Here is a 13,820-nt window from a genome sequence, read left to right on the forward strand (position 1 = left end):
AGGGATTGCGAACTTTCGGCGTGATCAAATCCTGATTTTCGCGGCTCGCCCATAACCTGACCACTGAACATGCAGAGTGCACAGCCTGCTCGTAGCCCGAAACTCGTGGCTCGCAGCGCTCGTGTTCTCCACTCATGAGGGAGAAAGAACCGTGTCCCACCAATCCACGCTGATCGCCGACAATATCGGCCAGTACCTCAAAGAGCACGAGCAGAAAGACCTGCTGCGCTTCATCACCTGCGGCAGCGTCGACGACGGCAAGTCGACCCTGATCGGCCGGTTGCTGCACGACTCCAAGATGATCTACGAAGATCAGTTGGCGGCGATCACCCAGGCTTCCAAGACCAGCGGGACTACCGGCGACAAGGTCGATCTGGCGCTGCTGGTCGATGGCTTGCAGTCCGAGCGGGAGCAGGGCATCACCATCGATGTCGCCTACCGGTTCTTCTCCACCGACAAGCGCAAGTTCATCATCGCCGATACGCCGGGCCATGAGCAGTACACCCGCAACATGGCTACGGGTGCGTCGACCGCGAGTCTGGCGGTGATCCTGATCGACGCGCGCTATGGCGTGCAGGTACAGACCCGGCGGCACAGCTTCATCGCCGATCTGCTGGGAATCAAGCACCTGGTGATCGCGGTCAACAAGATGGACCTGGTCGAGTATTCGCAGGCGCGCTTCGACGAGATCGTCGCCGACTATCGCGAGTTCGCCGAGAAGCTCGACGCGACCGACATCCGCTTCGTGCCGATGTCGGCACTCGACGGTGACAACGTCGTCAATCGCAGCGAGCACATGCCGTGGTATCGGGTCGACGGCGCGCCGGGGCCTGCGATGCTCGAACTGCTCGAAAGCGTCGAGATCGCCCACGACAGCAACCTTTCCGACCTGCGCCTGCCGGTCCAGTACGTCAATCGGCCCAATCTCGATTTCCGCGGCTACTGCGGCACGCTCGAGGCGGGGATCCTGCGTCCCGGTCAGGCAGTCAAGGCGCTACCGTCGGGCAAGCGTTCCGTCATCGATCGTATCGTCACCTTCGATGGCGACCTGGAAGAAGCCTATCCCGGCCAGGCGATCACTGTGACCCTGCGCGACGAGATCGATATCTCCCGGGGGGACTGGCTGGTGGCGGCGGATGCGGAGGTCGCGCAGTCCGACGCGCTGGAAGCCGACATCGTCTGGATGCATGATGCCGCTCTCGAGCCGGGCCGGCTCTATGATTTCAAGATCGGTACGCAGGAAATCGCCGGCAAGGTCGCGGCGATCGACTATCAGATCGACGTCAATACGCTCGAGCATCACGAGGCCGCCAGCTTGCCGCTCAACGCCATCGGCCGCTGCCGGGTCGAGCTGACCGCCAGCGTGCCGCTGGATGACTATCGCAAGAGCCCCGGCACCGGCAGTTTCGTGGTAATCGACCGGCTGACCAACATCACGGTCGGCGCGGGCCTGATTCGCGGCGCGGCGGAAGGCGGGTCGACTGGAGGTGAAGTCGACTGGCAGGCGTTCGAAATCGAATTCAATGCACTGATCCGCAAGCACTTTCCGCACTGGGAAGCGAAGGATGTAAAACAGCTATTTCAAAATTAGTGTTCTTTGATGTATCTTGATGTAACGGAATGCGTTCACGCCACTCCCGGGAGTGGCGTTTTCATGTCCGCACTCTGCAAACCCTGGATTCATGGGATAACCGCGCAGTTTGCAAACGGATGATGCTCTCTATCAGTTGACCGCTTCTCGCTCCCAACCGGCCGGGAGGAGAACGTGACTGTCGTGCCTGGATGCTCGCCGCGGGTAGCCCGACGCTTGGCCGGAGCCACAGACCGAGGTAGATATGACCACGATCGTATGGGATGGAACGACATTGGCGACGGATTCGCTGATCAGTGTCAATGGATCGACATACAACCATGCGCAAAAGCTCTTTCGACTCGACAACGGCGAATGGGTGGCATTCGCCGGTGAACAACAGGGCTGGTGGGAAGTAATGGAGTGGCTCAATGCCGGCTCCCCCAGACATGCCAAACCCCATGTCACGCGGATCGAAATGATCATCGTGGGGCCCGATGGCGTGTTCGAGATGTTCGACCGTCTGGTGCGCATGCCCGTCACGGGCCCCATCGCCTATGGTACCGGGTGGAAATGGGCGCTGGCGGCTATCGATCACGGCAAGGATGCGGTCGCTGCCGTGGAATATGCGGCCACGCGCGATCACGATACCGGCGGCGAGGTCCAGGCGGTAACGCCCCGAACGCAGGCTCCCGTCACGTTCGATGACGTGATGAAGGAAGCGGAGACGAGCGTGGCCTGACGCTGCGACGGTATGCGTGCCGATTCGCTGCGCTATGGCTATTTCTTCCTTGGAGCTTATCATTGACGGATGGCACGTTGGACCCCGTTCGCGACCTCGATGTCGGGAACGGGGTTCGCATTCGAAAACGTGCGTCTCGTTTCCAAAGGATGATCGGCATGCAACACGTCAACTGGCAGCTCGACGGTATCGTTACCCAACTGCGCGCGACTCGTGAGCAGTGGCGCGCTCAGAATGGCCGGGAGAGAGAGAAGGGCTGTCGTGAGTTGCCGTCACGACATCGCATTCGGGAAACGCTGGAACTCCTGAGCGGGGCCATCTTTCCGATGCGCCTGGGGCCTTCGGATCTGCGCAAGGAGAGCGAGGACTTCTACGTTGGCCACACGCTGGATCGTGCGCTCAATGCGCTGCACGAGGAAGTGCTGCTCGAGTTGCGCTACATGGCACGGCTCAACGGCGACAAGGCCTCCGAGCACCAGGCGGCGGCAACGCAGATCATCCAGGACTTCGCGGATGACCTGCCCAGCCTGCGCCGGCGTCTCGATGGCGATGTGATGGCCGCCTATTATGGCGATCCGGCGGCGCGCAGCGTCGATGAAGTCCTGCTCTGCTATCCCGGCGTCCACGCCGTGATCTACCACCGCATCGCTCACTATTTCTATCAGGCGGGCGCCGGGCTGGTGGCTCGCATCATCGCCGAGCTGGCGCATTCCGATACCGGCATCGACATTCATCCCGGCGCCCAGATCGGCGAAGGCTTCTTCATCGATCACGGTACCGGTGTGGTCATCGGCGAAACCGCGATCATCGGCAACCGGGTACGGCTCTACCAGGCGGTCACGCTCGGCGCCAAACGCTTCCCGGCCGACGAGAAAGGGCATCTCGAAAAAGGGCTGCCGCGTCACCCGATCGTCGAGGACGACGTGGTCATCTACGCAGGCGCGACGATTCTGGGGCGCATCACGGTGGGGCAGGGCTCGGTGATCGGCGGTAACGTCTGGCTGACCTGTAGCGTACCTGCCCAGAGCAACATCACCCAGGCCAATATCCAGAGCGGGCCGTGCCCGTGAGGCGCCGTCGTCTCTAGTCTAAACCAGGTCTAGTTCAAACCAGGCCTAGTCCAAATCGGGTCTAGTCCAAATCTCGTCCAGCGCAACGCCCGCTAGCGTCAATCTTTTCCCAATCTTGTTGCGCAGACATCGGCCGGCATCGCAATGCCAGCCGATGTCGTTCTGGTAGGCCGAACTCCGGCAGCGCTGCGTTTATCGCTTCGGCTTGCGGGCGATCAGCGTCGCCCGACGCGGCGCGGGGTAGCCCTCGATGGTCAGGCTGCGATCCTCGGGGTCGAGGAAATCGGCCAGCGAATGAAATTGCATCCAGTCGGTCGAGCGCTGTTCGTCGAGCGTGGTGGCCGTTTCGTCGACACAGCGAATGGCTTCGAAGCCGCAGCGCTCGAGCCAGTGCGCGAGGGCGCTTGACGAGGGCAGGAAGTAGACGTTGGGCATGCTGGCATAGCGTTCGCCGGGCATGAACACGGTGCGCTCGTCACCCTCGATCACCAGCGTCTCCAGCACCAGCTCGCCGCCGGGCACCAGCGCATCCTTCAGCTGCAGCAGGTGATCCAGCGGTGAAGGGCGATGGTAGAGCACGCCCATCGAAAACACGGTATCGAAGGCGGCGAGCTTCGCCGGAACGTCTTCGATGCCGACCGGCAGAAAGTGGGTGCGCTCGCCATCGGCATCGCCCACGAAGTGACGTACGGCATGGAACTGATAGTAGAAGCGCGGCGAGGGGTCGATCACCAGCACGAACGCGGCACCGGCGCCGGCCATGCGCCAGGCGTGATAGCCGTTGCCACCGCCGACATCCAGAATCCGGCGGCCGGCGAGCGGGGAAAGATGCGGCGCGACCCGCTGCCATTTCCAGTCCGAGCGCCACTCGGTGTCGATATCGATGTCGCCGAGACGATAAGGCCCCTTGCGCCACGGCATCAAAATCTTCAGCAGATTCTCGCAGCGCCGCCGCTCGGCGTCGCTCAGTTCGAGCTCCACCGTGATGCTGTCGGCCTGCAGGTCCACCTGGCGCGCTGTCGGCAGCGCCGGCAGTTTGGCCACTGCCTTTTCCCAGGCGGGCAGATCGCCATGGCGGCGCCGATCGAGCCCGCGCGCCAGCTGTTCCGGAAGCAGCGCCAGCCAGCGGGTCAGGCCGTGTTCGAGGAAGGCGAGATAGAGCCGGCGTTCGGCGTCCTTGAGCGTATCGATAGCGACGTCAGACATCCTCGAACGCGGCCTTCTCTTGGGATGTCGCCTTGTCCTTGAACGCAGCCTTGTCCTTGAAAGCGACCAAGGAGGCGAAGTTGAGATACTGGAACCAGGTCGTGACGCGCGAGAAGCCGGCCTGGGTCAACCGTTCGTGATGCGCCGCCAGCGTATCCGGCACCAGCACGTTTTCCAGCGCGGTGCGCTTCTGGCTGATCTCCATGTCGCTGTAGCCGTTGGCCCGCTTGAAGTCGTGATAGCGCTCCACCAGCCAGGCGTTCTCCTGCTCGTCTTCCGCGACGATCTTCTCCGACAGCACCAGAATGCCGCCGGGCTCCAGTGCCGCGAACAGCCTGGCGATCACCGCATCGCGGTCCGCCGGCGGCAAAAACTGCAATGTGAAGTTGAGCACGACCATGCCGCTGGGCCGATAGTCCAGATGGCGGATATCGCCCTCGATGAACTGGATCCGATGATCCGGGCTTTCGGCGGCGGCGGTTTCGCGGGCCCGGGCGATCATCGTCGGAGAGAGGTCGACGCCGGTCAGCTCGAAGGCGTCGGCAGGCAGTCGCCCGGCCAGCGCCAGCCCGACCGCGCCCAGCGAGCAGCCCAGATCGTAGACATGGGCGCCATGACGCAGGTGGCGTTCGGCGATGACGCCGAGCATGCCGAGAATCTGGCCATAGCCGGGAATCGAACGCCGGACCATGTCCGGGAAGCACGCCACGACCTGCTCGTCGAACGAGAAGCTCGCCACACGATCAAGGGGTGTCGAAAAGATGGCGTCACGGTAAGATGCGTCAATCATTGCCGGAAGATATTCTTAATTGGGAGAGCGTGAAGCGAGCGGAACACCTGCAGTACGCCCGCCGCGGCCATAGTGTACGTTTTGCGCCTCTTCGCTGCACGTGACAAGGAGAGCATTAGATGTCGATTCGTGAGACCCAGGCATGGAAAGCGCTCGAGCAGCAGCTCGAAGGGGGAATGCGGGAGGTTCATCTGAAGACCCTGTTCCAGCAGTCGCCGCGCTTCGAGACGTTCTATCTGGAAGCCGCCGGCATCCAGATGGATCTGTCCAAGCAGCGCTGGACGACGGAAGTCCGGGAGCAGTTGCTCTCGCTGGCGCGGGAAGCCGGCGTGCCCGAGGCGGTGCAACGCCTGCTCTCGGGTGAGCGGGTCAATCACACCGAGGACCGCCCGGCGCTGCATACTGCATTGCGTCTGCCGCGGGATGCCAGGCTCGAGGTCGAAGGCGTCGATGTGGTCGGCGAAGTGCATGCCACTCTCGACAAGATGGAAACGCTGGTCAACAAGCTGCTGAACGGCCAGTGGCGCGGCGCGACCGGCAAGCCGATCACCGATGTGGTCAATCTCGGCGTCGGCGGTTCGGACCTGGGGCCGTTGATGGTCACGTCCGCACTGACCGATTTCGAGCCCGATGATGTCTTCGAGGTATCGACCCACTTCGCGTCGACCATGGACGGCTCGCAGCTGGCCGACTTCCTGAGCTGGCTCAACCCCGAAACCACGCTGTTCATCCTGTCGTCGAAGTCCTTCGGCACCATCGATACGCTGTCGAACGCCTCCACTGCGCTGGACTGGATCGCCACGCGCCTGGGCGGTGACGAAGCGCTGATCAAGCGCTTCCACTTCGTCGGCGTTTCCACCAAGCCCGACAAGATGACCGAATGGGGCATCGATCCGGCCAACCAGCTGCTGTTCTGGGACTGGGTCGGCGGTCGCTACTCGCTGTGGAGCGCCATCGGGCTGCCCATTGCCATTCGTGTCGGCATGGACAACTTCCGTCAGCTGCTGGCGGGTGCCCACGCCATGGACGAGCACTTCCGTACCGCCGAGCTGAAGGACAATCTACCGGTCCAGCTGGCGCTGATCGGCATCTGGAACGTCAACTTCCTCGATATCCGCTCCCACGCGGTGCTGCCGTACGATGGGCGCCTCAAGCACCTGCCAGGGTACTTCCAGCAGCTCGAGATGGAATCCAACGGCAAGTCCGTCACCAATAATGACGAAGTGGTCGACTATTCCACCTGCCCGGTGATCTGGGGCGAGATCGGCCCCAACGGCCAGCACGCGTTCTACCAGTTGCTGCACCAGGGCACGCAGCCGGTGGCGTGCGACTTCATCGCGCCGGTCAACCGCTACAACGACGTCGAGGACGAACGCTTCCGTGACGACCTGATGGCCCAGCACCGGCTGGCGCTGGCCAACTGCTTCGCTCAGTCCCGCGTGCTGATGCTCGGCGACGACGCGGTGAAGTCCGAGAGCACGCCGCCCAGCTACAAGCGTTACCGCGGCAACCAGCCCTCTTCCACGCTGATGTTCGACAGCCTCAACCCGGCCACGCTGGGTGCCCTGATCGCGCTCTACGAGCACAAGGTGTTCGTGCAGGGCGTGATCTGGGACATCGACTCGTTCGACCAGTGGGGCGTCGAGCTGGGCAAGAAGATCGCTACCGAGACCGAAGAGATCATCGCCACGCAGAACGGTCTGGAGACGCTCGACGACTCCAGCCGCGGGCTGATCAAGGCGATCTGGAAGGGGCAGGAGTCCCGGTGATCGGCGGGTGTCGCGAAAGCGGCGAGGTCTCGGATGTCCAGCGAGCCAGGTGAGGGAGCCATGTCGAGCGAGTCGCTTTCGGTAGCAAGGCCGGCCAGGGCGCTGCTGTACCTGCATGGCTTCAACAGCAGCAGCGCTTCGCCCAAGGCCCGGCTGGTCAAGGCGGCCTGCGAGACGCTGGCCCGACACGAGGGTCGCCCGTTCGCGTGTCTGACCCCGGATTTGTCGTACCGGCCGGACCTGGCCTGGCAGCAGGCCGAAGCGGCACTCGAGTCGCTGGGCCATGAAGATACGCTGCTGGTCGGCAGTTCCATGGGCGGCTTCCTGGCCACGCTGCTGGCGGAGCGCTACGGGCTGCGGGCCGTACTGATCAATCCGGCGGTACGGCCCGCCCGCTTCGTGGCCGATTACCTGGGGCAGACGTTGCTCAACGACGCCTCCGGCGAGCAGTTCACGATCGACAATAGTTATTTCGATCAATTGACCGCCCTGCAGTGGGAACGCATCGTGCATCCCTCGCGCTATCTTCTGCTGCTCGGCAGCGCCGACGAGACGCTGGATTGCCGTGAGGCGCTGCGCGCCTATGCCGGCAGTCGCGCCCTGATTCACCCCGGTGGCGACCACAGTTTCGGTGTGCTGCCCGAGTATCTGCCGGCGCTCTTCGCTCACGGCGGCTGGCACGTGCCGAGATCCCTCGTGCTGTCCTGAGAGCCTCGCGTCAGCATCGGGCGGCCACGCGGTACTGTAGATTTGACCAGTAGGGTGTATCATCGTCGCCAGCCTGCATGGGGTGGCGATGTCGCGATTCGGCTCGTACCGGCGATCACGCCTCGCTAGCGCCAGCCATGGCTCGCGCCAGACGTGCCGCGACGAATCGATGACGCAGCGGTCTCCACCCTGCAACGTCGATCCTGCAACTTTGACCCTGTGACTTTGACCTTACAAACGTGGCGAGACCCTGCATGACGCAATACAGCGCCAGTTCCATCGAGGTGCTTTCCGGCCTCGATCCGGTCCGCAAGCGGCCGGGCATGTACACCGACACCACCCGTCCCAACCACCTGGTGCAGGAAGTCATCGACAACAGCGTCGATGAGGCCCTGGCAGGGCACGCTCGCGAGATTCGCGTCGTTCTGTTGGACGACGGCGGCATCGAGGTTTCCGACGACGGCCGGGGCATGCCGATCGACGTGCATCCCGAACATGGCGTGACCGGGGTCGAGCTGATCCTCACCCGGCTGCACGCCGGCGGCAAGTTCTCCCAGTCCAGCTACCGCTTTTCCGGCGGCCTGCATGGGGTCGGCGTATCGGTGGTCAACGCGCTGTCGACGCGGCTCGAGGTCGAGGTGTGCCGCGAGGGCAATCGCTACGGTATCGCCTTCGAGAAGGGAGAGAAGGCCGAGGAGCTCTCGGTCATCGGCAGCTGTGCCAAGCGTGCCACGGGAACGGTGGTGCGTTTCTGGCCGGAGGCGGAATACTTCGACAGCCCCAGGCTGTCACTGCCGAAGCTGAAACACCTGATGCGCGCCAAGGCGGTGCTCTGCCCCGGCCTCAAGGTGGTGCTCAAGGAAACCGATGGCGCCGAGAGCGTCTGGCAGTACGAAGACGGCCTGCGGGACTATCTGGCCCAGGCAGTCGACGGTTTCGACGTGCTGCCGGCATCGCCGTTCACCGGCCACTTCGAGGACGAGGAGCAGGGCGTCGACTGGGCCATTCAGTGGCTGCCGGAAGGCGGCGAGCCGGTCCTGGAATCCTATGTCAACCTGATTCCCACGCCGCTCGGCGGTACCCACGTCAACGGCTTCCGCAGCGGCCTGCTCGAAGCGGTACGCGAGTTCTGCGAATACCGCAGCCTGCTGCCGCGTGGCGTCAAGCTGTCGCCGGAGGATCTGTGGGAGAAGGTATCGTTCGTGCTCTCGATCAAGATGCTCGACCCGCAATTCGCCGGGCAGACCAAGGAGCGGCTGTCGTCACGCACGGTAGCGGGCTTCGTCTCCGGCGTGGTCAAGGACGCCTTCTCGCTGTGGCTCAACCACCATGTCGACCAGGCCGAACAGCTGGCCGAACTGGTGATCAGCGCCGCCCAGCGGCGCCAGAAGAGCGCCAAGAAGGTCGCGCGCAAGAAGGTCACCTCTGGGCCGGCGCTGCCCGGCAAGCTGGCCGACTGCTCCGGCCAGGATCCGGTGTCGAGCGAACTGTTCCTGGTCGAGGGGGACTCCGCCGGCGGCAGTGCCAAGCAGGCAAGAAACCGCGAAACCCAGGCGATCCTGCCGCTGCGCGGCAAGATCCTCAACACCTGGGAAGTCGAATCCGCCGATATCTACAGCTCGCAGGAAGTGCACGATATCGCCGTGGCGATCGGTCTCGATCCGGGCAGCGACGATCTTTCCAAGCTGCGCTACCACAAGGTCTGCATTCTCGCCGACGCCGACTCCGACGGGCTGCACATCGCCACGCTGCTGTGTGCGCTGTTCGTGCGCCACTTCCCGGCGCTGGTCGATGCTGGCCACGTCTTCGTCGCCATGCCGCCGCTTTATCGCATCGACCTGGGCAAGGAGGTCTTCTACGCCCTCGACGAGAGCGAGAAGGCCGCGACGCTCAAGCGCCTCGAAGGCAAGCGCGGCACGCCCAACGTCCAGCGCTTCAAGGGCCTGGGCGAGATGAGCCCGCTGCAGCTGCGCGAGACCACCATGGCCGTGGACACCCGACGGCTGGTCCAGCTCACTCGCGAGCTCGACGACGGCACGCTGGAGATGATGGACATGCTGCTGGCGCGCAAGCGGGCGAGCGATAGAAAGAGCTGGCTGGAAGACTACGGCAACATGGCCGAGATAGAAGTCTAGCCACGAGCTACGAGCTACGAGCTACGAGCTACGAGCTACGAGCTAAAGAAGGGATTGCGAACTGGCGATGGTCACCGTTAACAAGTTGCTGACTCGAAAGTGAAGTCCGCCAGCTGACTCGGCCCGCTCGTAGCTCGCGGCCCGTAGCTCGTGGCGGCTCAAAGGTTTAACGAGGGCGCTGCCCTCAACGATTCCACAATCGTGAACAAGGTCAAAATCGTATGACCATGGATATTCAGGTAGCGGAAGGCGACGTCGAACGCCTTTCGCTCAAGGAGTACACCGAGAAGGCGTATCTCGATTATTCGATGTACGTGATTCTCGACCGGGCGTTGCCGCATATCGGCGACGGCATGAAGCCGGTTCAGCGGCGCATCGTCTATGCCATGCGCGAGCTGTCACTGAACGCCAACGCCAAGTACAAGAAGTCGGCGCGTACCGTCGGCGACGTGCTGGGCAAGTTCCATCCCCACGGCGACAGCGCCTGCTACGAGGCGATGGTGCTGATGGCGCAGTCGTTCAGCTATCGCTATCCGCTGGTCGACGGCCAGGGCAACTGGGGCAGCCCGGACGATCCCAAGTCGTTCGCCGCCATGCGCTACACCGAAGCCCGCCTGTCGCGTTTCTCCGAGACGCTGCTGGCGGAGCTGGGGCAGGGCACGGTCGACTGGACACCCAACTTCGACGGCACCATGAACGAACCGGCGGTGCTGCCGTCGCGGCTTCCTCACGTGCTGCTCAACGGCGGCACGGGCATCGCCGTCGGCATGGCGACCGATATCCCGCCGCACAACGTGGTGGAGGTGGTCGAGGCGACCTGCCATCTGCTGCGTCATCCGCAGGCCAGCGTCGCGGATCTGATGCAGCATCTGCCGGCGCCGGATTTCCCGACGGATGCCGAGATCATTTCGCCGGCGGCCGATCTGCGCAAGCTCTACGAGTCCGGCCGCGGTTCGGTCAAGCTGCGTGCGCGCTACGAGCGCGAGGATGGCAACATCGTGATCACCGCGGTGCCGTATCAGGTCAGCGGGGCCAAGGTACTCGAGCAGATCGCCGCCCAGATGCAGGCCAAGAAATTGCCGATGGTGGCGGATCTGCGCGACGAGTCGACCCACGAGACGCCGACGCGCCTGGTGATCGAGCCGCGCTCCAACCGTATCGATGTCGAGGGGCTGATGGCGCACCTGTTCGCCACCACCGACCTCGAGAAGAACGTTCGCGTCAATCTCAACGTGATCGCGCTCGACGGCCGGCCGCGGGTCATGCCGCTCAACGACATGCTCGGCGAATGGCTGACGTTCCGCCGCGCCACCGTGCGCCGACGCCTGGAGCACCGTCTCGGCAAGGTCGAGGATCGTCTGCACCTGCTCGAAGGTCTGCTGGTCGCCTATCTCAACATCGACGAGGTGATCCGCATCATCCGCGAGGAGGATGAACCCAAGCCGGCGCTGATGAACGCATTCGGCATCACCGAGCGTCAGGCCGAAGCGATTCTCGAGCTGCGTCTGCGTCACCTCGCCAAGCTCGAGGAGATGAAGATTCGCGGCGAGCAGGACGAGCTGGAAGCGGAACGCAAGCAGCTCCAGAAGCTGCTGAGCTCCGAGGCGGCGATGACCGATCTGGTCGAGAAGGAGCTGCGGGAAGCGGCCGAGGCCTACGGCGATGCTCGCCGCTCGCCATTGGTGGAGCGTGCCGAAGCCAGGGCGCTTTCCGAGGTCGAGCTGGTGGGCGCCGATCCGGTGACCGTGGTGCTGTCCGAGAAAGGCTGGATTCGCGCGGCGCGAGGCCATGATATCGACCCTGCCGGGCTCTCCTACAAGGCGGGCGACAGCTTCCACCTGGCGGCACGAGGGAAGACCAACCAGCCGCTGGTGCTGCTCGACGACAGCGGTCGGGCCTACACGATGACGGCCCACAACCTGCCCTCGGCGCGCGGCCAGGGCGAGCCGGTGACCGGGCGGATCAACCCGCCGGCCGGCTCCAGCATGGTCGGGCTGATGCTGGATATCCCCAGCGCGCGCTATCTGCAGGCGTCCGACGGCGGCTATGGTTTCGTGGCCAGGGTCGAGGATCTTCTCGGCAAGAACAAGGCCGGCAAATCGGTGCTTTCGGTGCCCAAGGGATGCAACGTGATGCCGCCCAAGGCGATCCCGGAGGGCGACGGCGTGCGGGTGGCGGCCGTTTCCAACGAAGGGCGCCTGCTGGTCTTCGCGCTGTCGCAATTGCCGGAGATGGCAAAAGGCAAGGGCAACAAGATGATCGACATCCCGGGGGCCAAGGCCGCGAGACGAGAGGAGTTCGTGCGCGACCTGGTGCTGCTGCCGGAAGGAGCGTCGTTGATCGTCCACGCCGGCAAGCGCAAGCAGACGCTGAAGACGGCGGATCTCGAATACTATACCGGCGAGCGTGGCCGTCGCGGCAGCAAGCTGGCGCGTGGATTCCAGAAGGTCGACCGGCTCGAAGTCGAGTCCTGAACGACATCCGACGCTGTCGGATGTTCAAGACAGCGACGACCGAAGGATAGTGATAGCCGGTCACGGGCGCTATTCCTGACAGGTCGTCGGATTCATCGATAAAGAGAGGGCGCAGCTTGGCGCCACGTGGGGAAAAGATGTCACAACGTTTCGTGGTGCGAGCCACTGGGCCCGCACGGCCCGGCCAGACGGCTGCACTGGGTACGGCGCTGGTCAGCGCCCATTGCCGTCTGCTGGATCTGAACCAGCATGTCGCCTTCGGCGAAGTGACGCTGGAGGCGCTGGTCGAGACTGCCGAGGATCTCGAGGCCTTGCTGCCGTCGGCTGGCGACGTGTTCGGGCTGGATTGCCGTGTCGAGAAGGTGTCCTCTGAAAGCGAGGCGCTGTGGAGGGATGTCGCCAAGGACGCCCGCTGGGTACTGACCTTGATGGCACCGACGCTCTCTGCGGAAGTGATGGCGGAAGTCGGCGCGCTGACGGCCGAGCAGGGTCTGGTCGTCGAGCGGGTAAAGCGGCTGTCGGCCGGCTGCCAGCTCGACACGGCCGACTCGCTAACCGGTGCCTGCCTCGAGTGGCGACTCAGCGGCGCGGTAGCCGATTCCGCGTCCCTGCGCGAGAAGATCCTGGCGCTGAGCGAGCGCTTCGGCGTCGACGTCGCGCTGCAGCCGGCGAATCTGTGGCGACGGCACCGCCGGCTGGTCTGCTTCGACATGGATTCGACGCTGATCCAGGCGGAAGTCATCGACGAACTGGCGCGGCGCCATGGCGTGTATGACGAGGTGGCCGCGATAACCGAGCGTGCCATGCGGGGCGAACTCGACTTCCAGCAGAGCTTTCGCGAGCGCATGCGCAAGCTGGAAGGCCTGGACGAGTCGGTGCTGGCGGAAATTGCCGAATCGTTACCGCTGATGCCGGGGTTGGAGCGATTGATGCGCTATCTCAAGCGCCTGGGTTATCGGACCGCGATTCTCTCCGGGGGCTTTACCTATTTCGCCCGTTATCTGCAGGAACGGCTGGGTTTCGACGAGATTCATGCCAACGAGCTGGTCATCCGCGACGGCAAGGTCACCGGCGAAGTCCAGGAGCCGATCGTCGACGCCGACCGCAAGGCGATGATGCTCAGGCAGATCGCCGAACGGGAAGGCTGGGATCTGGCCCAGACCGTGGCGGTTGGCGACGGTGCCAACGATCTCAAGATGCTGGCGGCCGCCGGCATGGGCGTGGCGTACCATGCCAAGCCGCTGGTGCGTCAACAGGCGCAGCAGTCGGTGTCCTCCTCCGGTCTCGATGGGCTTTTGTATCTGCTGGGGTATTCGGAATCCGATCTGACGGCCTTGGCGGAAGATTGAGCAGGGG

The 13,820-nt window shown here is 63.8% G+C and carries 10 protein-coding genes; 8 read left to right on the forward strand and 2 right to left on the reverse strand.

Annotated features, from left to right (window positions below; translation table 11 throughout):
- Window positions 1-151 precede the first annotated feature (151 nt).
- From cysN to epsC, 3 genes are all read left to right on the forward strand, one after another.
- Complete coding sequence (gene cysN / locus DOM32_RS17285) at window positions 152-1,591, forward strand: sulfate adenylyltransferase subunit CysN (RefSeq protein ID WP_110636953.1); 1,440 nt, start codon at window positions 152-154, stop codon at window positions 1,589-1,591.
- 244 nt (window positions 1,592-1,835) lie between these two features.
- The gene (locus tag DOM32_RS17290) at window positions 1,836-2,312 is read left to right on the forward strand and encodes a 20S proteasome subunit A/B (RefSeq protein ID WP_071231644.1); all 477 of its coding nucleotides are present in this window, start codon (window positions 1,836-1,838) and stop codon (window positions 2,310-2,312) included.
- Window positions 2,313-2,470: 158 nt separating this feature from the next.
- Entirely contained in the window at window positions 2,471-3,382 is a 912-nt protein-coding gene (gene epsC / locus DOM32_RS17295; RefSeq protein WP_110636956.1) for a serine O-acetyltransferase EpsC, read from the forward strand.
- Window positions 3,383-3,574: 192 nt separating this feature from the next.
- On the opposite strand, the gene cmoB is transcribed toward epsC, so the two are convergent.
- Both cmoB and cmoA read right to left on the reverse strand, forming a co-directional pair.
- On the reverse strand, window positions 3,575-4,588 hold the full coding sequence (cmoB, locus tag DOM32_RS17300; RefSeq protein WP_110636959.1) for a tRNA 5-methoxyuridine(34)/uridine 5-oxyacetic acid(34) synthase CmoB: 1,014 nt from the start codon (window positions 4,586-4,588) through the stop codon (window positions 3,575-3,577).
- Window positions 4,581-5,378: a carboxy-S-adenosyl-L-methionine synthase CmoA gene (gene cmoA / locus DOM32_RS17305; RefSeq protein ID WP_071231647.1), complete on the reverse strand. Its 798-nt coding sequence runs from the start codon at window positions 5,376-5,378 to the stop codon at window positions 4,581-4,583. The genes cmoB and cmoA overlap by 8 nt, the downstream gene beginning before the upstream one ends.
- Before the next feature lie 119 nt (window positions 5,379-5,497).
- On the opposite strand from cmoA, the gene pgi reads away from it, so the two are divergent.
- The 5 genes from pgi (at window position 5,498) to serB (ending at window position 13,813) form a co-directional block, all read left to right on the forward strand.
- Window positions 5,498-7,147, forward strand: a complete 1,650-nt coding sequence (pgi, locus tag DOM32_RS17310; protein WP_071231648.1) for a glucose-6-phosphate isomerase — start codon at window positions 5,498-5,500, stop codon at window positions 7,145-7,147.
- Between the two features lie 60 nt (window positions 7,148-7,207).
- Entirely contained in the window at window positions 7,208-7,855 is a 648-nt protein-coding gene (locus DOM32_RS17315) for a YqiA/YcfP family alpha/beta fold hydrolase (RefSeq protein WP_110636962.1), read from the forward strand.
- A 254-nt stretch (window positions 7,856-8,109) separates the two neighbouring features.
- The gene (parE, locus tag DOM32_RS17320; protein ID WP_110636965.1) at window positions 8,110-9,990 is read left to right on the forward strand and encodes a DNA topoisomerase IV subunit B; all 1,881 of its coding nucleotides are present in this window, start codon (window positions 8,110-8,112) and stop codon (window positions 9,988-9,990) included.
- A gap of 221 nt (window positions 9,991-10,211) precedes the next feature.
- On the forward strand, window positions 10,212-12,464 hold the full coding sequence (gene parC / locus DOM32_RS17325; protein ID WP_110636968.1) for a DNA topoisomerase IV subunit A: 2,253 nt from the start codon (window positions 10,212-10,214) through the stop codon (window positions 12,462-12,464).
- Window positions 12,465-12,601: 137 nt separating this feature from the next.
- On the forward strand, window positions 12,602-13,813 hold the full coding sequence (serB, locus tag DOM32_RS17330) for a phosphoserine phosphatase SerB (RefSeq protein WP_110636971.1): 1,212 nt from the start codon (window positions 12,602-12,604) through the stop codon (window positions 13,811-13,813).
- The last annotated feature ends 7 nt before the right edge of the window (window positions 13,814-13,820 follow it).

This window comes from Salinicola salarius (assembly GCF_003206135.1).
In the GTDB taxonomy this organism is placed as follows: domain Bacteria; phylum Pseudomonadota; class Gammaproteobacteria; order Pseudomonadales; family Halomonadaceae; genus Salinicola; species Salinicola salarius.

Bases quoted from the DNA above. Each gene is read 5' to 3' on its own strand.
- DOM32_RS17290 (WP_071231644.1), top strand. From the start codon at position 1,836: ATGACCACGATCGTATGGGATGGAACGACATTGGCGACGGATTCGCTG.
- epsC (WP_110636956.1), top strand. From the start codon at position 2,471: ATGCAACACGTCAACTGGCAGCTCGACGGTATCGTTACCCAACTGCGC.
- cmoB (WP_110636959.1), bottom strand. From the start codon at position 4,588: ATGTCTGACGTCGCTATCGATACGCTCAAGGACGCCGAACGCCGGCTC.
- cmoA (WP_071231647.1), bottom strand. From the start codon at position 5,378: ATGATTGACGCATCTTACCGTGACGCCATCTTTTCGACACCCCTTGAT.
- pgi (WP_071231648.1), top strand. From the start codon at position 5,498: ATGTCGATTCGTGAGACCCAGGCATGGAAAGCGCTCGAGCAGCAGCTC.
- DOM32_RS17315 (WP_110636962.1), top strand. From the start codon at position 7,208: ATGTCGAGCGAGTCGCTTTCGGTAGCAAGGCCGGCCAGGGCGCTGCTG.
- parE (WP_110636965.1), top strand. From the start codon at position 8,110: ATGACGCAATACAGCGCCAGTTCCATCGAGGTGCTTTCCGGCCTCGAT.
- parC (WP_110636968.1), top strand. From the start codon at position 10,212: ATGACCATGGATATTCAGGTAGCGGAAGGCGACGTCGAACGCCTTTCG.
- serB (WP_110636971.1), top strand. From the start codon at position 12,602: ATGTCACAACGTTTCGTGGTGCGAGCCACTGGGCCCGCACGGCCCGGC.